This is a genomic window from Cytobacillus sp. QJM3NY_8 (assembly GCF_056173585.1).
The window spans coordinates 3,440,170-3,461,547 of sequence record NZ_CM149681.1 but is presented as its reverse complement, the minus strand read 5'-3'; the positions used below and the strand labels follow the sequence as shown (position 1 = coordinate 3,461,547).

23 protein-coding genes are annotated in these 21,378 nt (G+C 42.3%); 18 read left to right on the top strand and 5 right to left on the bottom strand.

Annotation, left to right across the window (positions count from 1 at the left end):
* Positions 1-35: 35 nt before the first annotated feature.
* Positions 36-1,055: a DUF3231 family protein gene (locus tag AC0VZ9_RS17790; protein ID WP_475396573.1), complete on the bottom strand. Its 1,020-nt coding sequence runs from the start codon at positions 1,053-1,055 to the stop codon at positions 36-38.
* A gap of 116 nt (positions 1,056-1,171) precedes the next feature.
* On the opposite strand from AC0VZ9_RS17790, the gene AC0VZ9_RS17785 reads away from it, so the two are divergent.
* Positions 1,172-1,705, top strand: a complete 534-nt coding sequence (locus AC0VZ9_RS17785) for a DNA topology modulation protein (RefSeq protein WP_019382527.1) — start codon at positions 1,172-1,174, stop codon at positions 1,703-1,705.
* A gap of 30 nt (positions 1,706-1,735) precedes the next feature.
* Here AC0VZ9_RS17785 and AC0VZ9_RS17780 read toward each other — a convergent pair whose 3' ends face one another.
* On the bottom strand, positions 1,736-3,784 hold the full coding sequence (locus AC0VZ9_RS17780; RefSeq protein WP_475396572.1) for a molybdopterin-containing oxidoreductase family protein: 2,049 nt from the start codon (positions 3,782-3,784) through the stop codon (positions 1,736-1,738).
* Positions 3,785-3,973: 189 nt separating this feature from the next.
* Here AC0VZ9_RS17780 and AC0VZ9_RS17775 point away from each other — a divergent pair, with 189 nt between their 5' ends.
* The 3 genes from AC0VZ9_RS17775 to AC0VZ9_RS17765 all read left to right on the top strand — a co-directional run bounded on the left by AC0VZ9_RS17775 (position 3,974) and on the right by AC0VZ9_RS17765 (position 6,410).
* Positions 3,974-4,180 (top strand): response regulator, encoded by a 207-nt coding sequence (locus tag AC0VZ9_RS17775; RefSeq protein ID WP_475396571.1) that lies wholly within the window; start codon positions 3,974-3,976, stop codon positions 4,178-4,180.
* 255 nt (positions 4,181-4,435) lie between these two features.
* A complete protein-coding gene (locus tag AC0VZ9_RS17770; RefSeq protein ID WP_251156813.1) occupies positions 4,436-5,203 on the top strand; it encodes a hypothetical protein in 768 nt (255 codons plus the stop codon).
* A gap of 145 nt (positions 5,204-5,348) precedes the next feature.
* Entirely contained in the window at positions 5,349-6,410 is a 1,062-nt protein-coding gene (locus AC0VZ9_RS17765) for an SDR family NAD(P)-dependent oxidoreductase (protein WP_475396570.1), read from the top strand.
* 44 nt (positions 6,411-6,454) lie between these two features.
* On the opposite strand, the gene AC0VZ9_RS17760 is transcribed toward AC0VZ9_RS17765, so the two are convergent.
* Entirely contained in the window at positions 6,455-7,558 is a 1,104-nt protein-coding gene (locus AC0VZ9_RS17760) for an aromatic acid exporter family protein (RefSeq protein WP_475396569.1), read from the bottom strand.
* Positions 7,559-7,758: 200 nt separating this feature from the next.
* On the opposite strand from AC0VZ9_RS17760, the gene AC0VZ9_RS17755 reads away from it, so the two are divergent.
* Positions 7,759-8,274, top strand: a complete 516-nt coding sequence (locus AC0VZ9_RS17755) for a YbaK/EbsC family protein (RefSeq protein WP_009333605.1) — start codon at positions 7,759-7,761, stop codon at positions 8,272-8,274.
* A 97-nt stretch (positions 8,275-8,371) separates the two neighbouring features.
* Complete coding sequence (locus tag AC0VZ9_RS17750) at positions 8,372-9,550, top strand: M20 family metallopeptidase (protein WP_251264785.1); 1,179 nt, start codon at positions 8,372-8,374, stop codon at positions 9,548-9,550.
* A gap of 53 nt (positions 9,551-9,603) precedes the next feature.
* On the opposite strand, the gene AC0VZ9_RS17745 is transcribed toward AC0VZ9_RS17750, so the two are convergent.
* The gene (locus AC0VZ9_RS17745; protein WP_009333607.1) at positions 9,604-9,813 is read right to left on the bottom strand and encodes a hypothetical protein; all 210 of its coding nucleotides are present in this window, start codon (positions 9,811-9,813) and stop codon (positions 9,604-9,606) included.
* 121 nt (positions 9,814-9,934) lie between these two features.
* A complete protein-coding gene (locus tag AC0VZ9_RS17740; RefSeq protein WP_019382535.1) occupies positions 9,935-10,834 on the bottom strand; it encodes a LysR family transcriptional regulator in 900 nt (299 codons plus the stop codon).
* A gap of 195 nt (positions 10,835-11,029) precedes the next feature.
* Here AC0VZ9_RS17740 and AC0VZ9_RS17735 point away from each other — a divergent pair, with 195 nt between their 5' ends.
* The 12 genes from AC0VZ9_RS17735 (at position 11,030) to AC0VZ9_RS17680 (ending at position 21,368) form a co-directional block, all read left to right on the top strand.
* Entirely contained in the window at positions 11,030-12,841 is a 1,812-nt protein-coding gene (locus tag AC0VZ9_RS17735; RefSeq protein ID WP_475397514.1) for an assimilatory sulfite reductase (NADPH) flavoprotein subunit, read from the top strand.
* A 25-nt stretch (positions 12,842-12,866) separates the two neighbouring features.
* Positions 12,867-14,588 (top strand): assimilatory sulfite reductase (NADPH) hemoprotein subunit, encoded by a 1,722-nt coding sequence (cysI, locus tag AC0VZ9_RS17730; protein ID WP_475396568.1) that lies wholly within the window; start codon positions 12,867-12,869, stop codon positions 14,586-14,588.
* 229 nt (positions 14,589-14,817) lie between these two features.
* On the top strand, positions 14,818-15,822 hold the full coding sequence (locus AC0VZ9_RS17725; protein WP_009333611.1) for a nuclease-related domain-containing protein: 1,005 nt from the start codon (positions 14,818-14,820) through the stop codon (positions 15,820-15,822).
* A gap of 53 nt (positions 15,823-15,875) precedes the next feature.
* Positions 15,876-17,036 carry a pyridoxal-phosphate-dependent aminotransferase family protein gene (locus tag AC0VZ9_RS17720; protein ID WP_475396567.1) on the top strand — a complete coding sequence of 387 codons (1,161 nt, stop codon included), beginning with the start codon at positions 15,876-15,878 and terminating at the stop codon, positions 17,034-17,036.
* A 14-nt stretch (positions 17,037-17,050) separates the two neighbouring features.
* A complete protein-coding gene (locus tag AC0VZ9_RS17715; RefSeq protein WP_019382539.1) occupies positions 17,051-17,524 on the top strand; it encodes a GyrI-like domain-containing protein in 474 nt (157 codons plus the stop codon).
* 62 nt (positions 17,525-17,586) lie between these two features.
* Complete coding sequence (locus tag AC0VZ9_RS17710) at positions 17,587-18,108, top strand: DinB family protein (protein ID WP_026041765.1); 522 nt, start codon at positions 17,587-17,589, stop codon at positions 18,106-18,108.
* Positions 18,109-18,198: 90 nt separating this feature from the next.
* Positions 18,199-18,351 carry a glycine zipper domain-containing protein gene (locus tag AC0VZ9_RS17705; RefSeq protein ID WP_019382541.1) on the top strand — a complete coding sequence of 51 codons (153 nt, stop codon included), beginning with the start codon at positions 18,199-18,201 and terminating at the stop codon, positions 18,349-18,351.
* A 13-nt stretch (positions 18,352-18,364) separates the two neighbouring features.
* Entirely contained in the window at positions 18,365-19,024 is a 660-nt protein-coding gene (locus tag AC0VZ9_RS17700) for a hypothetical protein (RefSeq protein WP_475396566.1), read from the top strand.
* Positions 19,025-19,039: 15 nt separating this feature from the next.
* Positions 19,040-19,516: a GNAT family N-acetyltransferase gene (locus tag AC0VZ9_RS17695; protein WP_019382542.1), complete on the top strand. Its 477-nt coding sequence runs from the start codon at positions 19,040-19,042 to the stop codon at positions 19,514-19,516.
* Positions 19,509-20,255 (top strand): class I SAM-dependent methyltransferase, encoded by a 747-nt coding sequence (locus AC0VZ9_RS17690; protein WP_019382543.1) that lies wholly within the window; start codon positions 19,509-19,511, stop codon positions 20,253-20,255. Before AC0VZ9_RS17695 ends, AC0VZ9_RS17690 begins: the two co-directional genes overlap by 8 nt.
* Before the next feature lie 22 nt (positions 20,256-20,277).
* Positions 20,278-20,766, top strand: coding sequence for an NUDIX domain-containing protein (locus tag AC0VZ9_RS17685; protein WP_251156823.1), 489 nt, complete (start codon positions 20,278-20,280; stop codon positions 20,764-20,766).
* Positions 20,763-21,368 (top strand): GNAT family N-acetyltransferase, encoded by a 606-nt coding sequence (locus AC0VZ9_RS17680; RefSeq protein WP_251174960.1) that lies wholly within the window; start codon positions 20,763-20,765, stop codon positions 21,366-21,368. Before AC0VZ9_RS17685 ends, AC0VZ9_RS17680 begins: the two co-directional genes overlap by 4 nt.
* The last annotated feature ends 10 nt before the right edge of the window (positions 21,369-21,378 follow it).

Here is a 21,378-nt window from a genome sequence, read left to right as displayed (position 1 = left end):
CAAAACGAAATAGAGCATGACTGCTCCTTTTTCCATTATGATCCGTTTTTATTCTGGGCCAATTTTTTTCGGTCTTTTGTGCCGGGCGGCTTTTCCATCCAATGATGTTTAATCATAATGTCTGCTCCCGTTTTGGCATATTTGGCAATCTCAATGGACAAGCGTTCATAATTCATGGCCAGGTCGCTGCGCTGGCTGGCAGCTGCTGCCGTAGCATAATTTCCGGTTCCTGCTGCACTTATTAAACTCATATGGAACATGATCAGCTTATCTGAAAAAGTCTGTGTAACCGAATTGCTGACACTGACATCAGGCAGACGGGGTGTTGGAATATCATTTTGCAGCAGAATATCTGAGAAGATTTTAATATGTTTGTTGGCTATTTCTGCACCTCTAAGCATAAAATCTGAGACCTCTTTTGTCGATGAGGTCTGAGCAAAACTGAGGCTTAAGTTTACCCCCATGGCATTGGTCATGACATTCATATACAAATGAGATATTTCTATTGCATTTAAAGGCCTTTTATTCGCCAAAGGATTCAGCCCGCTTAAATAATTTTTGCTATCTATATATTCAGTCACATCCGGAGTTTCAATATAAGGGTGCCTTGCAAGCAGGCCTTTGCTGAGGGCAATCCGGGTTGATTTATTATATAAAACGGAAGTTTCATGAAGCCCATTTGTAAAGTATTCACACATGTCTTCCCTTGAACTCATGGAAAGAAAGCCGCCAAAAGAAATAAGACCTGTCCGAGCCATATGGTTAATATACGTTAAACAGAACATATCAGAAAAGAGCCATGGGGCAGACATAATGACGTCGTTATCAGAAAAACCATTAGGCACCGGCATCTCATTCTGCTGAAAAAACTTGACAAGTTTTTTTAAATGGGTGGTGGTCAAATTATATGCGTATTGGACCACTCCCTTAATTTCTTTGTCATCGAGATCTTTAAGCATAAACCCTAAAATGCACTTAGCCATGCTGTCATTCATATAGGAAGTCCACAAAGATGCAATTTCAGCGGCTGTGAGACGTGTCTTATTCTTTTGCATTGGATTGCCTCCATTATACGATTATTGACTATGGTTGATATTTTTTCCTTTAAAGTGGTTCTTATTCTTTTTCCGGATTAAGTCATCAATCAGCATTTTGAAAGGGGCCTGATTATTTGAGAAGAATTATGGTGATTGGGATTTCAGCGGGCGCAGGAAAATCAACCTTTGCCAGAAAGTTGGGAGAAAAAACAGGCATTGAGGTACATCATCTGGATGCTGTGTTCTGGAAGCCCGGCTGGGTGGAAAGCAGACTTTCGGAATTTTCGGATGCCCAGCGTGAACTTGTGAAAAAACAGCAGTGGATTATTGAAGGCAATTACAGCAATACTTTTGAAATCAGGGCAGCTGCTTGTGATACAGTCATATATCTGGAACTTCCCCTGTATCTCTGCCTGTACAGGGTATTAAAGAGGTGGCTGACCAATCTTGGTAAAACACGTCCGGATATGGCAGCCGGGTGCAAGGAGAAAATGGACTGGAAATTTATTAAATTCATACTGACAACATACAGAACCCGCAAAAAGAAAATGGCTGAACGGCTTGACAGATTTGCAGCAGAAGGTAAAAAAGTCATTGTACTGAAAAATAAACCGGATATTGATTCATTCATAGAAGATTTTGATGTTAAGACTAACAATGCTTCATAGAAACAAAAACCCCTGCATTTTTTGCAGGGGTTATTCTTTCCTGAATTTCGAAACATTTACCCGGCCTGAAAAGAACACGGCACCGCCGCCCATATCGGAAAGCCGGTCCGGAGTCAGCGAATTGACCAGATGTTTTGTTCCTGGGGCGTCAGCCCATAACCCCTGTGAAACAACTGTACCAGGAAGGACAAGTTCTCCGACAGCCGCTTTGAGTTCGCATTCTCCTCGTTCATTCCAAATACGAACCAAGTCACCATCTTTAATTTCAGCATTTGCAGCATCCCTTGTATTTATGTGAAGCCGCGGTTCCTTCTCCATCGCTGCATGTTTTGTATTATTTGAAAAAGTTGAATTCAAAAAGTTATGGTTCGGTGCAGGCACAAACAGAAAAGGGAATTTATTTTCTTCCTTCAGCGGTATGTATGCCGGCAGAGGAGGATACCCATCATCTTTCATTCTCTGCGAGTATAATTCTATTTTTCCGCTAGGAGTAGGCAGCCTGCCAGGAAAAAGCGGTTTTACCCTCGCTTTGATAAACTTGTTTTTCTTCAGGGATTCAGCATTGATTTCTTTGATTAAGGAGTTAGCTGGAAAATCTAGTGCGGCATCAATCATTTCTTCTTCTGTTTCTTTAAATACGGCATCATGAAAGCCCATTCCTTCTGCAAGAAGCCGAAACACTTCGACATTGGATTTTGACTCGCCGTATGGTTCTATGACTGGCTCCTGAATTTGCATGTAGTGGTGCCAATAGGATGAATAGATGTCCGTATTCTCAAAAGAAGAAGCTGCCGGCAGAACAATATCGGCATACTTGGCCGTTTCGGTTAAGAACAGATCATGGACAACAAGGAACAAATCCTCCCTCTGCAGCCCTTGACGGACTTTATTCCCCTCTGGTGCAACAACAGCAGGGTTGGTTCCATAGACATACATAGATTTAATCGGTTTTTCCAGTTCAAGGAGTGCCGAACCGATCTGATTCATATTAATGATGCGTGTATCCTTTTTGTGCAGGAGGTCAGGCCTTTGAAGGGCTCCAGTATTAAAAGCAAGATAGCCGGAGTTTCCCTTGATGGCACCGCCGCCCTTTAAGAGCCAGTGTCCTGTAATTGCAGGAAGACATGAAATGGTGCGGATGCACATTCCGCCATTGTCGTGATGCTGTGGCCCGTTGCCGATTCGGATAAAAGCAGGGGAAGTCTTTCCATACATACGGGCTAATTTCAAAATATCATCTTTGGGCACACCTGTTATGCCGGCTACTGTTTCAGGATCATACTCCTTCACATGTTCACGAAGTTCCTGGTGGCCAACCGTATACTTTTTCAGAAAGTTCTCGTCGGCCAGATTTTCGGCAAACAAGACATGCATCATGCCAAGGGCCAGAGCAGCATCAGTGCCGGGAGTAATCGGTATAAACCAGTCGGCCATTTTTCCAGTCTGGTTTTTATGGACATCAATCACAACGATTTTCGCACCGCTCTTTCTTGCTTTTTGTGCGAGAATCATTTGATGCATGTTCGTGCTGACTGCATTAATGCCCCATAGAATAATGAGCTTTGAATGGATGGTATCTTCTGGATCTATTCCAAAGCTACCGCCCATTGTGTACGTATATCCAGCTGTACCGGCAGATTGGCAAATCGTCCTCTCAAGGCGTGATGCTCCGACTTTATGGAAGAAACGGCGGTCCATTCCTTCTGCGTTTAATCTGCCCATATTTCCGTAGAAACTATATGGCATGATGCTTTCAGGGCCATTATTGACAATTAGCTCCTTCCATCTGGAGGTAATTGTGTCTATCGCCTCTTTCCACCCAATCCGTTCAAAATGACCATCACCTTTGGTGCCAGTACGCTTCATTGGATATTTTAGGCGATCCTTATCATAGATCCTTGAAGGCATGCTGCGGACCTTATTGCATATATTCCCCTGTGTTACGGGGTGATTGGGATCTCCTTCAACTTTTACGATTCTTCCTTCTTTTTTATGAATGAGAAGGCCGCATTGATCGGGGCAATCCAGGGAGCAAACGGATGGGAAAACACCATTTAATGTTTTGCTGTAAGAGTTCATGTCCACATACTCCTTCCTCATAGTATTTCGATCATAACATAAAATTCAGATTATTTGATGGGTGTCTGGGAGCATCCATCAAATTTTTATAGTGAAACACCAAGCCTCATATTTGAAATTATTCTTTGTAAAAAATTTTATAAAATAGGTTGGTAGATTCAGAATACATCCGGGCAGGTGAACAGGGAAATGGCGATAAAAATTGCGATTGCAGATGATCATAAGCTCTTCAGAGAAGGGGTCAAACGGATACTGGAAATGGAAGAGGACCTTGAAGCAGCTGCTGAAGGGGAAAATGGCCGTGATGCTCTCATAATTGATAAGAATTATAGGCCTGACGTTATGATTATGAATATTCGATATGCCTATTATGAATGGCATCTAAGCAGTGGATAAGCTGAATGAATACAGTCATTAGTTTATTTTTTTATGATGATGAGAATTATGTCACGAGGGTGCCTGGATAAAGAGATGATCTCTCCTTATGAAAAGCAGGATGAGTCATACACATAAGGAGACGCCTTCAAGCTGGAGGTGTTTTTTATTTATTTTATAAAACATATTGATTTTGATAATCATTATCAATTAAAATGAAGATAGGTGATAATCGTTTTCAATCATACATAGTTTTGATTTTAAGGAGGCGAGGAGTTGATCAAAAACCCTCAAGTATCCGTCCGCACAATGACTGACCAGAATTTAACGGATTTTATCCGGTGTCCTTATAAATTTTATTACGCACATATTGAAAAGAAAAAACATCCTCTTGGCTGGCGTCAGGCCATTCAGCATATTATCAATAAAGTTGTTTCATCCTATTTTCAGCTGCCGCAAAGCCATCGTACCCCTGCAAACGTTTTGATGCTGATCGATCAATATTGGGGAAGGCTGGAGCTGCGTATGTTTGATTCCCAGCTCCAATATTATATGGCTGCAGCAGCTATAACTGATGGTTTAATGAGAAACTTAAGCAGTGAATCTGAAATAGCACAGCCGCTGTTTTTGTATGAAAAGTTCAGAATGAATCTTAAAGAACTGAATGCAGATCTTTCTTTAACTTTTGATGTCGCGGAATGGCAGCAGGATTCTTTTATAGTGAAGAAATTCCTGGTAGATGCTGATGAGCAAATGCTTGAGCTTTATTGTCACTTAACAGTGGTTTTTTCAGAAAAGGTATTTGGAATAAGTCCGGCCAGAATTGAGGTCGTGACATTAATGGATGGTGAGAGGCATGTATTCAATCCAAATAAAGAGAGCCTTGAAGCGGGATTAAACTATCTGCAGATGATGAAGACGCTTCTTGAAGACACAAAGCAGTTTTCGGATTTGTACAATATGAATGAGTGTCCAGCCTGTCCTTTTCAGGGAGTCTGTGACAGGGATGAAAAGAACGAGAGAAAACCAAAATACTTATCTTAAAAAAGGCGCCTGGGGAAAACCAGGCGCTTCTGTTGTTTATGAATATGCAGAACCGATTTAGGGTGAATGTATTTCCATTGCTTTTAATTGAATTTCCCGCTAAAGTTTTTACAGGGATGTTAGATAGAAAGGTTGAGATTCTTCTTTGAATATACTAATTACAGGTGCAAACGGTTTTTTAGGGAAAAAGCTTTCATTAAAGCTTTTGGAACAGGGGCATGAACTTTATTTATTAGTCAGGAGCAGAAAGCGGCTGGATGCCTTCATGCAAGGCGAAGGAAGCGATTTTTCCAGACAGATTCATATATTGGAAGGCGATGTTACAGAAGAACATCTTGGATTAAATAGAGAACTTATGAATTCATTAAAAGGAAAGTTGGATGCCTTATACCATAGTGCAGCACTTCTATCATTTGATGAAAAGGATCGGGATAAGACTTATAAAGTGAATGTGGGAGGAACAGAAAATGTTCTGAATCTTGCTTTGGAAATAAATTGTCCAAAAGTTTTATATATCAGTACCGCCTATACGGTTGGGACAGATACTCAGGGGGCGGAGGCTCTTTACTCTGTGGACAGGCGTTTTGTAAATCCCTATGAAGCTTCCAAGTGCGAGGCAGAACACCTCGTATATACATTCCGGGATAAACTGGATATTGTTATTCTCCGTCCCGGTATTATCATTGGTGATTCCAGAACAGGTGAAGCTGATACAAACTTCGGCTTATATGGATTTCTAAAAGGCATCAAGATCTTGAAAAAACGGGCCATGCGAAGACAAGACGGCCAAACGTGCAGAATCTATTTGGATCCTGAAGTTGCCCAGAATTTTGTGCCGGTGAATTATGTTATAGATACACTGGATGCCGCCCTGATTCATGCAGAAAATGGCGGGATCTTCAACATTACAAATCCTAATCCGCCTCTGCAATCAGATGTATATGAAATAGTAAGAGAGGTACTGAATTTTTCGCAATTGGAGATGTGTATCCCAGGATCATCTGCAGAAATGACTAGTGAGGAAAAGGCTTTTCATAATTCAATGAGCATTTTCCACAGTTATTTCCAGCGGACCATTGATTTTCCATCAGACAATACGGAAAGGATGCTTGCAGATGCAGGAGTTCACATGCTGCAAATGGACCGTGATGTATTAACAAGAATAATAGCAGGATATTTACTCGATGAAGCGGGTAAACCTTCCTGACGAAAGAAAGACCGGGGATTGAATTCCCGGTCTTCCTTTATCATTCATGTCTGTTCCCCGTCTTTTTGGGCACCTGCTTCAAGGGAGGCTTTTAAAAGCTTCTTGTGCTTAATTTCCATAGTCTGAATTTGATTCAATTCCTCAATTAAGTCATGGATGGAGAGAACCTCATATAGAATGGCAGTTTCGGGCTGGACATGGTGGTGTGTGCGCGGTTTTAAGCCCCCCGCAGGGTTCAGCTGTTTTTGGTCAATAAACCACTGTGTTACCTCGCTGATTTTTTTATGATGGCTTTCTGTAATAAGAAAGACCGGGTCATATAGGCTGTTTTTTATATCCTCAAGAACAGCAGCGGCAGCCTTTTTCCTGTCTTCCTCCAGCTCCGGAAGGCCAGTTGGCAGAAAGATCAAGTTCCCCACGTGATAGGTAATCTGCCTTAAAATAGTCAATTTTTTATATTCATAATGAAAGTCGCGCATGTCTTCACGGCTAAATCGGTGATACCTATATTCAGCTTTTTGATAATGGCATAAAGTTTCCGTTTTATCGATATCTTTAATAAGTCTTTGAAAATCAGAACGGACAGTGCCGTCAGATCCCTGTGATTTGAAAATTTCAAGTCCTCTTTTATGTAAAATGTCACCGGATCGTCTGTAAAGGGCATGTATGTTTTTTATGATGGATGTTGAGTAATTGGGCGGCATGACAAAAAAGTTAACTGCTGTGGAAACGACAATTCCGGTAGTGGTAGTCCCCAATCGAATGAAAAAAGAGGACAGATAATGGTCCTGTACCGTTGAAATCATAGCGACACCTGTTAATGTAGCCACCAGCATCCCATCATGAAGCTTCAGCTTATGGCAGACTATGATTGTCGCAAGCGAAACGGCAGCATAACTGTATGGGCTGTCCCCGAAAATGAACGTAAATAATACAGCAAAGCCCGCACCAATGGCTGCCGCAGGAAATCTGACATATGCTTTCCGAATGGAGTCCGCAACAGTAGGTTCAATCGTTACGATGGCCGTAATCACAGCAAACATGGCTGGCCAATCCAGCATATGGCAAATAAAAGCTGTTATAAAAACAGCCAGTCCGGTTTTGGCGATTCTTCCTCCAATAAAATTATATGGAATAGTCTGTTTCATACATAATCCTTCTTTAAATCCGTGGTTTCAATAGTAAATTTATATTAGTGCAAGAAACCAATAAGAGCAAATGCGAATCTTCTGATAAAAAGAAATTATCCCGGTGACATCATCTGATAGTATGTTAAAATAGACAACTATAAAGTATAAATACGGAATATATATAAGATTTTACGGACTTAGAGGAAGGGTGAGTTTGAATGTCAATTGAAAGTGTGAAAGCCCATTTCAAAAAATGGGATCGGGAACAGGATGTAATGGAGTTTGATTCTTTAAGTGCAACAGTGGAACAGGCTGCTGAAACAATCGGTGTCAGCCCTGCACAAATTGCCAAGACTCTTTCCTTCAGGGGTGATGGGGATGAAGCAATTCTTGTGGTGGCAGCAGGCGACGCCAAAGTGGATAACAAGAAGTTCCGGAAAACGTTCGGTCTCAAAGCCCGGATGCTTTCAGCGGAGGAAGTCCTCGAAAAGACGGGCCATGCCGTAGGCGGAGTGTGTCCATTTGGACTGAAAAATAATCTGGATGTATATCTGGATGAATCTATGAAAAGATTCGAGACCCTTTTCCCTGCATGCGGAAGCAGCAATTCCGCCATTGAACTGACACCTGCTGAAATTAATACATATTCAGATGCAAAAGCCTGGGTGGATGTGTGCAAGGACTGGGAAGAGGCGCTGATCATTGAACGGCCACTGGAAAAAATAACGAAATAGAAGTGATATTTACGTGCCGAAATCAAAAATGTGTTGTATGATTATAATTATTAATGAATAAATATATAGATTTGCGGATTAGGAGAGCAGATAATTCATGGGAAAGAATCTGATTATTAAACATATTGATGAACTTCAGGATGACTTTAATAGAATAAGCACTTATATCGGCGAGAATCCCGAATTGGGCCATGAAGAGTACAAGGCATGCAAAGTATTGACAGAGGAGCTTGAAAAGCATGGCTTTTCTGTAGAAATCGGCATATGCGGTTTACCGACTGCTTTTACCGGAACTTATGACAGCGGAAAAGAAGGTCCTGTGATTGGATACATGTCTGAATACGACGCATTGCCTGAAGTGGGGCATGCATGCGGTCATAATCTAATCGGGACAATGGGGATTGCTGCAGGAATAGGACTAAGTAAAGTGATTCGTGAAACTGGAGGAAAGGTTATTGTCTTTGGCACGCCTGCAGAGGAGACGAAGGGCGGTAAGGTGACCATGGCTGAAGCTGGTATTTTTGATGTTTTGGATGCAGCGATCATGGTTCATCCCCTTGACAATTTTGTGAAAAGCGGGACATCACTGGCAATGGATGCTATACAGTTTGAGTTTTTTGGCAAATCAGCACATGCAGCTGCCAGCCCTCATTTAGGAATTAATGCGTTGGACGCTGTCCTGCAAACGTTCAACAGCATAAACGCTCTGCGTCAGCATATCAAACCTGATGCCAGAATCCATGGCATTATTACGGAAGGTGGCAAAGCCGCAAACGTGGTTCCGGACTATGCGGTTGCCCAATTTTATGTTCGTGCATCCAAACGTGAGTATGTGAATGAACTTGTAGAAAAGGTCAAGAAATGTGCAGAAGGGGCAGCTTTGCAGACTGGTGCCGAAATGAAGTGGTCATTTTATGAGTTTTCTTATGATGATATGGTTACGAACAGCCCTTTATCAGAAGCATTCAATAAAGAACTGCTTTCTCTTGGTGTGAATGAGGAGGAAATACTGGAACAGAAGAATGGGTCAGGTTCTCTTGACATGGGGAATGTCAGCCAGGCAGCCCCTTCCATTCATCCTTATATTAAAATATGCAATGAGGCATATGCTTGCCACACCCATGAATTCCGGGAAGCTGCTATGAGTGAGCAGGCTAAAGAAGCCATGATCCTCGGGGCCAAGGCAATGGCACTTACGGGGTATGAAGTGTTAACCAATCAGGACCTTTTAAAACAGATTAAAGAAGAATTCAAGTCAAACAAGGCATTAGCTTAAAATCCAAAATAAGGCCATGATCCATAAGAAACATACGGATCATGGCCATTATATTATGATAAACTATCCCATTCTGAATACAGTCCGGTTCCATTACAGCCCTGGCAGTCAAATTGGTTGGCATGATAAGCGAATTCATTCCCCGGATAGAGTGAAAAACCCCTGCCGTAACAGTCAGGACACTTGTTTTCTTCCTTCATGCGATTGACATGATTTTGATATCTGCTTTCGCGCCATTCATTAAAGGCATTCAATAATCCCATCTTTTTCACCTCAGCCATTTTTTCCTTATTTTGAATAAAATGGGCAGATTTTATACACTTCGGTACTATAGTATATGAATAATGTGGGACTAGTGTGAAAAAAAGCTTGTTCTAAAAATGACTATTTTCCCTTAGGGTGCTTCCATTTTTCGCCGAGTGCTTCGATAAAAATGCTGACATTCTTTTTTTCCTGCATGATGGGGGATAGAACATAGGAAAGAGTGCGTTTGAATTCCTGATTTTTCACTTTGATTATAGACAGGTTATTTTGTTTAACGTCCCTTTCGACGACGCTTCCGGAAAGAATGCTTATTCCCAGCCCGTTGATGAGTGTTTCTTTTATCCCCTGGTTGCTGCTGATCGTTAAAAGTGATTTCACCTTAAGGCCATTTGATCTGACTACATGGTTAAAATACTCACGTGTCCCTGACCCGTTTTCCCTCATGATCCATTGCTGATTTTGAAGGTCAGCAATGGTTGTTTCCTCTTTTTGTACCAATGGATGCTGGTTGGAAGTCACAATAAATAATTCATCCTCTAAAAAGGGAGTCACGATAAGCTCTCTTTCATTTGTCTGGCCTTCTATTAACCCTATATCCACATGATGGGACCGTGTTGACTGAACAACTTCCTCTGTGTTGGCAATCGTCACCTGGAGATTAAGCTCAGGATACTGATTCTGCAAATCAAGCAGGAGGGGAGGCAGGATGTACTCCCCTATAGTGAAACTGGCCGCAATTTTCAAGTCTCCTTTAATGGTGTTTTGCTGCTCTAAAATTTCCTGCCTGGTTTGCTCGTAAATGGTAATCATCTGCTTGGCCCGGTCATATAATATTTCACCGCTGGGCGTAATTTTCAAGTATTTTGGAGAGCGTTGAAATAGTTTGGTCTGAAATTCCTTTTCCAGATTTTTAATATGCAGGCTGACACTGGGCTGTGACATTAGAAGGAGCTCGGCCGTCTTCGTAAAATTTTTAACTTCAGCCAATGTGACGAATGTTTTTAACGCATCATAGTACAAAATATCACCCTTTCTATAATTAATAATATTAATAGCTGCGATAATTAATATTTATTTTACTAATGGAATATCATTCGGTAAAGTAATAGATATATATTTTTTGTGTATAAAACCGACTTTTTTTATAGGAAAAGAGGAAATTTAAAGAAATACTATAAAACCAGCCTTTTGCGCTGGTTTGCGAGGTGGATCATGTTGCAACTTCAGGTAATGAACAGTCCGTTTAATCAGGAGCAGACAGAGCTCCTTAATCGTCTTCTTCCGACTCTGACAGAGACACAATCTCTCTGGCTGAGCGGGTATCTTGCCGCAATACAGTCTTCATCATTACAGGCTGCCCCGGCAGTGGAAGAACGTCCCGCACCTGCAGCGGTAAGGGCCATTCCAAAAGAAGTGACCATCTTATTTGGATCACAAACCGGGAATGCGCAGAATCTGGCAAAGAAAGCTGGAAAAACGCTTGAGGAGAGAGGTTTTCAAGTAACGGTTTCAGCAATGAGTGACTTTAAGCCCAATAATCTTAAAAAGGTCAAAAACCTGTTAATTGTCGTAAGTACCCATGGTGAGGGAGATCCGCCTGACAACGCTTTGACATTCCATGAATTTGTTCACGGAAAAAGGGCGCCCAAACTGGAAGACTTCCGATACTCAGTTTTGGCACTTGGCGACAGCTCATATGAATTCTTCTGCCAAACGGGAAAAGATTTTGATAAACGTCTGGAGGAACTTGGCGGAACAAGAATAACGCCAAGAGTGGACTGTGATCTTGATTTCGAGGAGCCTGCAGCAGAGTGGACGGAAGCAGTTTTAGCCGGATTGAGCGAAGGGGAAAGCAGCAATCCTTCTCCTGCAGCAGCAGCTTCAGTTTCAGCCTCAGCACCTGCTGAGTCAGTCTATTCCCGGTCCAATCCTTTCCGGGCAGAAGTTCTGGAAAATCTGAATCTTAATGGACGCGGCTCCAATAAAGAAACCCGCCATCTCGAGATTTCTTTAGAAGGTTCCGGTCTGACTTATCAGCCTGGTGACAGCCTTGGGGTATACCCTGAAAACGATCCTGAATTGGTTGACCTGCTTTTAGCTGAGATGAGCTGGGATCCAGAGGAAACAGTCAGAGTGAAGGAGGAAACAGTAACGTTAAAAGAAGCGCTTACGGCTCACTTTGAGATTACTGTCCTGACTAAACCGCTTGTTGAAAAGGCTGCAAAGTTTTCTGGAAATGAAGAACTGCAACAGCTAGTGTCAGACAGCAATCAACTGAAATCTTATATGGTTGGGCGGGACTTAATTGATTTAGTCCGTGACTTTAAACCATGGAACGGTTCGGCACAGGAGTTTGTTTCTATACTGCGTAAGATGCCTGCGCGTCTTTATTCCATTTCCAGCAGCTTCAAGGCGAATCCCGATGAAGTCCATTTAACAATCGGTGCTGTCCGCTATGATGCCCATGGCCGTGAACGCAAAGGTGTCTGCTCCATATTATGTGCAGAGCGTCTCCAGCCTGGCGATACACTGCCAGTATTTATTCAGCACAACGAAAACTTTAAACTGCCTGAGAATCCGGACACACCAATCATTATGGTTGGTCCTGGAACCGGAATTGCACCGTTCCGATCATTTATGCAGGAGCGTGAAGAAAGCGGCGCTGATGGGAAATCATGGCTATTCTTTGGCGACCAGCATTTTGTGACTGATTTTCTTTATCAGACTGAATGGCAAAAGTGGCTCAAGGATGGAGTCTTGACGAAGCTGGATGTCGCTTTTTCCCGTGATGGTGATGAGAAGGTTTATGTTCAGCAAAGAATGCAGGAAAATAGCAAGGAATTATTCCAGTGGCTTCAGGAAGGAGCAGCCGTCTATATCTGCGGCGATGAGAAAAACATGGCGCATGATGTCCATAATGCACTTATAGATATTATTGAAAAAGAAGGCGGTATAAGCCGCGACCAGGCTTCTGAATATCTTGCCGACATGCAGAAAAATAAACGCTACCAGCGCGACGTATATTGATTTGGAAGGAAAGGAGTTTTACAGCATGGTAAACCCAAACTTAAAAGCACCGGATGGCCCTCCGAGTGATGTAGAGGGAATTAAGGATCGAAGCAACTATTTGCGCGGAACGCTGGCGGAAGTTATGCAGGACAGGATCAGCGCCGGAATTCCCGATGATGATAATAGATTAATGAAGCACCACGGGAGCTATCTGCAGGATGACCGGGATCTGCGGAATGAACGCCAGAAACAAAAGCTTGAGCCTGCCTACCAGTTTATGCTCCGGCTGCGCCTTCCTGGAGGGGTCGCAACACCTGAACAATGGCTTGTGGTGGATGATTTAGCTGAGAAATATGGGAACGGCACATTAAAACTGACAACACGCCAGACCTTCCAGATGCATGGAATCTTAAAATGGAATATGAAAAAGACAATTCAGGCAATCCATTCGACGATGCTTGATACGATAGCGGCATGCGGCGATGTGAACCGTAATGTAATGTGTATCTCAAATCCCGATCAATCGGAAATTCATTCAGAAGTGTATGAGCTGGCAAAGATGCTAAGTGACGACCTCCTGCCCCGCACACGTGCCTATCATGAAATTTGGCTGGATGAAGAAAAAGTAGCGGGCTCTCCTGAAGTGGATGAAGAGGTTGAGCCGATGTATGGCCCGCTTTATTTGCCCCGTAAATTTAAAATCGGGATTGCTGTACCGCCTTCCAATGACATAGATGTCTTTTCCCAGGATCTCGGCTTCATTGCCATTGTGGAAAACGGCAAGCTGTCAGGCTTTAACGTGGCAATCGGCGGCGGAATGGGCTTCTCCCATGGAGATAAGGCGACCTATCCGCAGCTTTCGAAAGTGATCGGCTTTGTGACACCTGATAAGATTTACGAAGTGGCTGAGAAGGTCATAACGATTCAGCGTGATTACGGCAACCGCTCAGTCCGGAAAAATGCCCGTTTTAAATATACGGTAGACCGCCTTGGTCTTGAAACAGTTATTGTAGAGCTGGAGAATCGTCTGGGCTGGAAGCTGGATGAAGCTCGGGGATTCAAGTTTGATTCCAACGGAGACCGCTACGGATGGGTAAAGGGTGTCCGCGGAAAATGGCATTTTACGATGTTCATAGAAGGCGGCCGTGTGGCAGACTTCTACGGATATAAATTGAAGACAGCATTGCGTGAGATTGCCAAAGTTCATAAAGGCGATTTCAGACTGACCGCCAATCAGAACCTCATTATCGGAAGTGTATCAACTAAAGATAAGGCAAAGATCGAGGCGCTGATTAAGGAGTATGGCTTAACTGACGGAAGCCGCTACAGTGCATTGCGCCGCGGATCCATGGCCTGCGTGGCCCTTCCGACATGCGGTCTGGCGATGGCCGAGGCAGAACGCTATCTTCCTGTATTGGTCGATAAAATTGATGAGATTGTTGACGAAGCAGGATTGCGGAACGAAGAAATCACTATCCGCATGACGGGCTGCCCGAACGGCTGCGCCCGTCACGCGCTCGGCGAAATCGGCTTTATCGGCAAGGCGGTCGGCAAGTACAATATGTATCTCGGGGCAGCATTTGACGGAAGCCGCCTCAGCAAAATGTACCGCGAAAACATTGGCGAAGAAGAAATCCTGAACGAGCTGCGTGCCATTCTGCCGCGCTACGCCCGTGAACGTCAGGACGGCGAGCATTTTGGCGATTTCGTGGTCCGGGCAGGGATTATTGAAGCGACAACGGACGGGACTAATTTTCATGATTGAGCTGAAGAAAGATGGGGCGGGGGCCCTGTCTTTTTTTGTTTGTGTGCGGGGCCGAATGCACGTAAATATTTCTATCCGCACATATTTTCTGTCTATAAGCACACAAAATTGTCTATCCGCACATAAATTTTGGCTATCGGCACATAAACATTCCCTTCGGATTTTTTCTTAGAGGATTTGAAGGAGTATTGCAGAATTTTTTAGTATAAAACAAGAATGGAGTGAAAAAATGATCCTCAAAGAACGAAAAGTTCCTCTTTTAATCCGTAAAACAGAAGCTCTCCTCCGCAGGCTTCCAGCTCATCACCCAAAAATTCCTATCATTAACGAAGAACTGAATAAAAGACTTGCAGGCTATAAAGGAGAAGTTTCATTGGATTTTCCTCTTGATTTTCTAGATAATAAGGTATATTTTATCCTTCATGATCTCCGCCTGCCAGATAATGATCGATTTTTCCAAATCGATACTCTTATACTTACAAAAAAGTTTGCTCTAGTAATTGAAGTGAAAAATATAACAGGTATCCTGCATTTTGATACGGTATATAATCAATTGATTCGTATAAAGAATGGAAAAGAGCAAGTTTTTCCCTGCCCTTTAATTCAGGTGAATAGACAGGCATCGCAGCTTAGAAGTTGGATTAATGCCAATGTCAGTATTGAAAATTTACCGGTCTATTCATTTGTAGTCATAAGTAATCCGCATACAGGAATTAAAGTCATTCCTCCTCATATTGACCTCAGCCATAAAGTTATACACCGAAATACTCTTCCTATAAAAATTGAGCAAATAGAAAAATCCATTAATAGAGAAATCAGTGATAAACTCCTTAAAAAGGTCATTCGTTTATTTAAAAAGCAAAATACAGAACAGGAAAGTTCAATACTATCAAGATTCCAGATTAATCAATCTGAAATTCTTACGGGCGTATTCTGCCCTTCTTGCACCTATCTGCCTCTTGAAAGAGTGATTCGCACCTGGAGATGTCCTAAATGCAAGATAACCAGCAAAGAAGCGCATATCAAAGCATTGCATGACTATAGCCTTCTGCTGGGGGATACCATCACGAACAAGGAGCTCAGAAACTTTCTGCATATTCCTTCTTCCTATACCGCAACCCGACTCCTCCAATCCCTCAACCTCCCGCAAACCGGCGCTCATAAAAATAGAAGATATACACTGATTTTCTCCGAAGGAAACACCAATCAAAAGGTAATTAAAAGAGGTATTTGATAGTAAATGTCGAAACATTTAGATATCTATAAACCTATCAAGGAGGAATATTCATGCCAAACGAGGAAATGCTTTTGATTCCAGGGCCGACGCCTGTTGCGGATTCGATTTATGAAGCAATGGCACAAGAGACACGGGGGCATACGGATCCCAGGTTTGCTGCAATTTATAAAAGTGCGATTGAGAAGACCAGGGAGATGCTGAAGACGGATGGGGAAGTGTTTGTAATCTCTGGCTCAGGAACGATAGCAATGGAAATGGCTCTGGTCAACACGGTTGCAGCTGGAGAAAGGCTTTTGATTATAAGTCAGGGCTTCTTTGGTGATCGTTTTCAGCACTTAGCCAAGGCGTTCGGAATCCAGGCAGATATCATTCAGTCCGAATGGGGAAAGCAGGTGGATCCCGCAGCTGTTGAGGAAAAACTTGCGTCCCATTCCTATAAAGCTGTGACGATTACCCATGCTGATACTTCAACTGGTGTTGCGGCAGATTTGGATACATTAGTGCCTATCATTAAAAAGCACGGGGCTCTTGTTATTTTGGATGGGGTCTGTGCGACAGCGGCAATGGAGGAGGATATGAGCAAATCGTATGGCGAAGGGAAAATTGATGTCGTTTTGACAGGTTCACAGAAGGCGATTGGTGTCCCGCCAGGTCTCGCTGTTGTGGCATTCAATGGGACTGCACTGGCTGCAAGGGAACAAATGGAACGGGTTCCTGCCTACTATTGCGATATCTATAATTGGATTCCCATTATGCATGACCCCCAAAAATACTTTGCTACACCGCCTGTTAATCTGATTTATGCCTATGATGAGGGCATGAAACTGGTCTTGGCTGAAGGAATGGACAATCGCTACAAGCGCCATGAAGCATATGGTAAAGCGGTCAGGGCTGCACTTGCTGAATATGGAATGAGGGCAATTGCCGATGAAAATGCAGCAGCAGCAACTCTCAGCTGTATCCTTTACCCTGAAGGAATGGATGATGCTGAATTCCGTGCATCTCTTGCGAAAAAAGGTGTGATTGTTGCGGGAGCACTGGCTCATCTGGCAGGAAAAGCGTTCCGAATTGGCCATATGGGGAATACGTCTGAAGATATGCTTGAAAAAGCCATTGTGCTGATCGGTGAAACAATGAACGAAGCGGGATTTGAAGCAGATATCCAAAAAGCAGTTGATAGGTTTAGAGAACTTGCATTGCCTGTTGCTTGATAAGGAGGGAAAAGATGTCTGATTTGACTTTGCGAGCGGCTGAGACAGAACTTGGAGAATTGAAACTTATAGGGATCCGCGTCTTATGCCCGCCGGATCAGTATCTAGCCGAAATTCCGCAGGCTATAAATCTATTATTGGGCTGCCTTACAGAAATTAAGGGAGCTGTAAATCCAAATCGGCTTGTTGGTGCCTTCAAAGTGGAGGAAGACTCTCCTGAAGAAGACGGATATTGGATTGGCATTGAGGTGAAGGAATTTATAAGTGTACCTGATGGTATGTTCTCATTAGAAATTCCACCGCAAAAATATGCTTCTGTCCGGCACAAAGGACCTAATGATGAGATTGGAAATACCTATAGGGAATTGCACAGCTGGATTGAAGAAAAGGGATACAAGCGGCTGAAAAATAAGTGGCACATAGAAATCCATCATAGCTGGGAGAGTATGGAGGATTTAGATATAGAGCTACTGGACACGATATCATAATGTTAAAAGACTGCCTTCCCGGCAGTCTTTTCCCTGAAAAAAGAAGAATGGAGAATTTAAAAGTGATAGATTATCGAATTAAGCATATGAAGGGCTACGATGAAAAAATAGGAAATCTTGTATCAATGCTTGAACATGCCAGGTCTGTGACTCTCAAAGATGTTGCTGGGTTGACACAGAAAGAGCTGGATTTTCTTCCCGATGAAAACATTAATTCAATAGGAGCACTTCTGAAGCATATTGCTTTTGTTGAATATGTTCACCAAATCATTACTTTTGAAAATAGAGATCTTAACGAAAAAGAACTTTCAAAATGGGCCGCCGCTTATGAATTAGGTGAGAAAGCAAGGAATGAAATTAATAATCATCCTCTTGAATTTTACTTGGAGGAACTGTCAGCAATTAGAGAGAAAACGCTAAAACTTTTAACATCTAAACAGGATAGCTGGCTATACCAAGAAGGAAAGTGGAGCAACGGATTAGCCTTTAATAATTATTGGTTCTGGTATCACGTCATGGAGGATGAAATTAGCCATCGCGGACAAATCCGGGTGATAAAAAGACAGCTGGCAACTCAGAGGTGATAAGCTGACCGTCTGGTTTTTCCAAAAATATGAAACTATAGTTCCTTTTGTTCGTATATAAGGTAAAACATTTAAAGGCGGTTAAAAGTTATGAACAAAAAAAATTGGGCCCTTTCAACAAGCGGAATGGCATACGGTCTGTCGCTGGGACTAGTTTTTGGAATGCTATTTGAAAATTGGGCATTGGGTATTGCCGTGGGAGTCGCCTTTGGGGCATCCTTTGGATCCTCAGAAAAGAAGTAAAGGAGGATCTGCCTTGATTAAAAATAAAAAGCTCTTTCTGACTTCAATTGTGCTAATCGTTATTTCCATGGCATTAAACTTTCCTTTTCCACATGAAAATCGACTAGGTAATGCAGGGGTTATGATTTTAAATATTCCAATTAATTCAGCGGATGGATTTCATTATACAGGGATTTTTATTCTCCTTTTACTTCTGCTGGGTATGGTCTTGCTTCATCGTTCACTCGAAAAATATCATTTGCGATCATTTTTTGCCGTTATCATCATCGTTTCCCTTCTTCCTCCTTCTCTGGCAGAGGCTTATCAAAAAACGCTGGCAAATGGCATCAATGCCGTTTCCTATTTAAAAGATGAAAGTCAATGTAAGTTTGTAATGATTGGTGAAGATACTTTGCAGGGAACTTGTGAGCTGCCATTTGAAAATTACAGCAATGATGAAGTGTCTTTTACTATCGGCTTTTATGACACATATTTATTTGAAGAGGATGTAAAGATGCTTTCACTGATGAACAGCGGTAAACCTAGTAACGTTAAATTGCTCCCAAACGAAGCTAAGGTTGTCCGGATTGAGAAAGAGATCGATGTGTCAAAAATCAAAAACCACGTTGAAAATGGAGAGGCCGCTTATGTAAGCATCATTATTAAGTCAGGTGATAAAAACAGGAAATTATAAGAAGGTGCTGAAGAAATGAACATAAGATTAAAACCCGTCACAAGAGACAACTGGGAAGAAGCCATTAAGATGAAGGTAAAAGAATCGCAGCGTGACTTCGTTCCTTCAGCGGCTGTTTCACTTGCAAAGGTATATATTAAACCAGATGGGGATGCAATAGAGTATATCCCATTTTCTATATATGACAATGAACAAATGGTCGGTTTTATCATGCATGCCTATGAACCGGACACGGCTAACATGTATTGGATTAACGGTTTTTTTATTGACAAAAATTATCAGGGCAGGGGATATGGACGGCCAGCATTAGCCGAGATGATCGGCTGGATAAAAACTAAATTTCCGCAATGCGAGGAAATCCGCTTGACTGTTCATAAAGATAATCATCACGCAAGGAATCTGTATAAAAACTTCGGATTTTCCCCGACTGGAGAGATTTGGGGAGAGGAAGAAGTTTACTATTTTTCTGTAAAAGGAGATATTTATGATTAATGAAACACTAAAAATAAATAAGCAAAGCTGGGATGAAGCGGCTGAAAGGTTTTATGGGCGCAATCCGCTGCCTGAATATGGACCGCTGGCACCAACTGAAGATGATCTTCAATTGTTCGGAGATGTGCGCAGCTTAAAGATGCTGGAGATTGGGTGCGGAAGCGGGCATTCCCTAAAATATTTGGACCAGCGCGGAGCGGGTGAATTATGGGGATTGGATCTGTCTTCCAGGCAAATCGAATCCGCAAAGGAACTTCTGGTAAATTCATCTTCACGAGTAAAGTTGTTTGAATCCCCGATGGAACAAAATCCGGGAATCCCTGCTGATTACTTCGATTTCGTTTTTTCCATTTATGCGATTGGCTGGACCACGAATTTAGACTGTACGCTTAAAAACATTCATCATTACCTAAAATCAGGCGGGGTGTTTATATTCAGCTGGGAACATCCGATGTATAACCGGATTAAGGCTGAAAATGGAGCATTAATTATGGATAAATCCTATCATGAGGAAGGCTCCTATCAGCATATAGCCTGGAACCAGCCTGCCATTATGCAGCAATATAAACTAAGTACATATATCAATTTATTAATAGAAAACGGGTTTGCGATTGAAAGGGTAATTGAAGATGCCAGCCTTACTGAAGAAGATGTTCAGCGGCATTCCAACCGGTGGTATTCCTATGAAAAAACGAAAGCTATACCCGCTGCTTTTATTATTAAATGCAGAAAGCTATAGAAGAAAAGGCGGATGAGACCGAATGACCTATCATATTAGAGTCAGAGCAGGTGCAGTCATTATAGAAAACAATTCGATTCTGCTGATTGAGTTTCAGGATGACAGAGGCCTTCATTACAATTTGCCTGCAGGAGGGGTTGAACCCAAAGAATCTGTTATTGATGCAGTGAAAAGGGAAGCGAAAGAAGAGGCATCTGTAGATGTGACGGTCGGCCCATTGGCATTCGTTTATGAATATGCCCCTCACTTAAATGAATTCAGGTATGGGCAGATACATTCATTGGGCTTACTGTTTGAATGTCAGTTAAGGGAAGGCTCATTGCCTAAAATGCCTTCAGCCCCGGATCCTAACCAGACAGGAGTTAGATGGGTGCCGCTTTCTGAACTGTCCAATATAGTATTGTATCCTAATATGAAAGCTCACATCTTGGAATATGTTAAACATAAAAGAAACATAGATTTGATCGAAGAACACACACTGGATGTGTACGCAATGGAGAAGAAAAAATGAACGAAGAAATAATGATCGATTGCGGTGAGGTCATCCTTAGGGAATACAGGATGGAAGATGTGCCAGAGCTTTATGAAATTACTTTACAGCCGGAAGTATATAAGTTTATTCCGGGTGCACAGGCTACGCTTGAACAGCGTATGAATTGGATGGAGGATTATGAAATTCCTGCGAATAAAAAATTCAGGTCCTCGATGCCTGCCCTGAAAGATGCAGGATATTTGAATTTGGGAATCATACTAAAGGAAACTGGAAAGTTTATTGGCTTTTGCAATACAGGAATAAAAGATGAATTGCCTGAGCCGAACAGGGAAATTGGCTATGCCATCTCAAAACACTACCGAAATAAAGGATATTCCACGCTTGCTGCAAAAGGGCTAATGGGATTTCTTTTTGAAAAAACAGTTCTTGAAAAACTGAATGCCGTTGCATTAACAAGCAATTCCAGTTCCATTCGCGTTCTGCAAAAGTGCGGATTTCAGCATGCTGGAGAAATGGAAATCGACGGAGAGCGATATTTCCATTACATCATCAGAAAAAAGGATTGGGCATCAAATTCAAAAAAAAGCCGTAACTGCAAAGACACCCTCCATCCACTGTGAGGGTGTCCCG

Coding starts and splice junctions, on each gene's coding strand:
- AC0VZ9_RS17790 (WP_475396573.1), bottom strand. CDS start 1,055: ATGCAAAAGAATAAGACACGTCTCACAGCCGCTGAAATTGCATCTTTG.
- AC0VZ9_RS17780 (WP_475396572.1), bottom strand. CDS start 3,784: ATGAACTCTTACAGCAAAACATTAAATGGTGTTTTCCCATCCGTTTGC.
- AC0VZ9_RS17775 (WP_475396571.1), top strand. CDS start 3,974: ATGGCGATAAAAATTGCGATTGCAGATGATCATAAGCTCTTCAGAGAA.
- AC0VZ9_RS17760 (WP_475396569.1), bottom strand. CDS start 7,558: ATGAAACAGACTATTCCATATAATTTTATTGGAGGAAGAATCGCCAAA.
- AC0VZ9_RS17755 (WP_009333605.1), top strand. CDS start 7,759: ATGTCAATTGAAAGTGTGAAAGCCCATTTCAAAAAATGGGATCGGGAA.
- AC0VZ9_RS17750 (WP_251264785.1), top strand. CDS start 8,372: ATGGGAAAGAATCTGATTATTAAACATATTGATGAACTTCAGGATGAC.
- AC0VZ9_RS17745 (WP_009333607.1), bottom strand. CDS start 9,813: ATGGGATTATTGAATGCCTTTAATGAATGGCGCGAAAGCAGATATCAA.
- cysI (WP_475396568.1), top strand. CDS start 12,867: ATGGTAAACCCAAACTTAAAAGCACCGGATGGCCCTCCGAGTGATGTA.
- AC0VZ9_RS17725 (WP_009333611.1), top strand. CDS start 14,818: ATGATCCTCAAAGAACGAAAAGTTCCTCTTTTAATCCGTAAAACAGAA.
- AC0VZ9_RS17720 (WP_475396567.1), top strand. CDS start 15,876: ATGCCAAACGAGGAAATGCTTTTGATTCCAGGGCCGACGCCTGTTGCG.
- AC0VZ9_RS17715 (WP_019382539.1), top strand. CDS start 17,051: ATGTCTGATTTGACTTTGCGAGCGGCTGAGACAGAACTTGGAGAATTG.
- AC0VZ9_RS17705 (WP_019382541.1), top strand. CDS start 18,199: ATGAACAAAAAAAATTGGGCCCTTTCAACAAGCGGAATGGCATACGGT.
- AC0VZ9_RS17695 (WP_019382542.1), top strand. CDS start 19,040: ATGAACATAAGATTAAAACCCGTCACAAGAGACAACTGGGAAGAAGCC.
- AC0VZ9_RS17690 (WP_019382543.1), top strand. CDS start 19,509: ATGATTAATGAAACACTAAAAATAAATAAGCAAAGCTGGGATGAAGCG.
- AC0VZ9_RS17685 (WP_251156823.1), top strand. CDS start 20,278: ATGACCTATCATATTAGAGTCAGAGCAGGTGCAGTCATTATAGAAAAC.
- AC0VZ9_RS17680 (WP_251174960.1), top strand. CDS start 20,763: ATGAACGAAGAAATAATGATCGATTGCGGTGAGGTCATCCTTAGGGAA.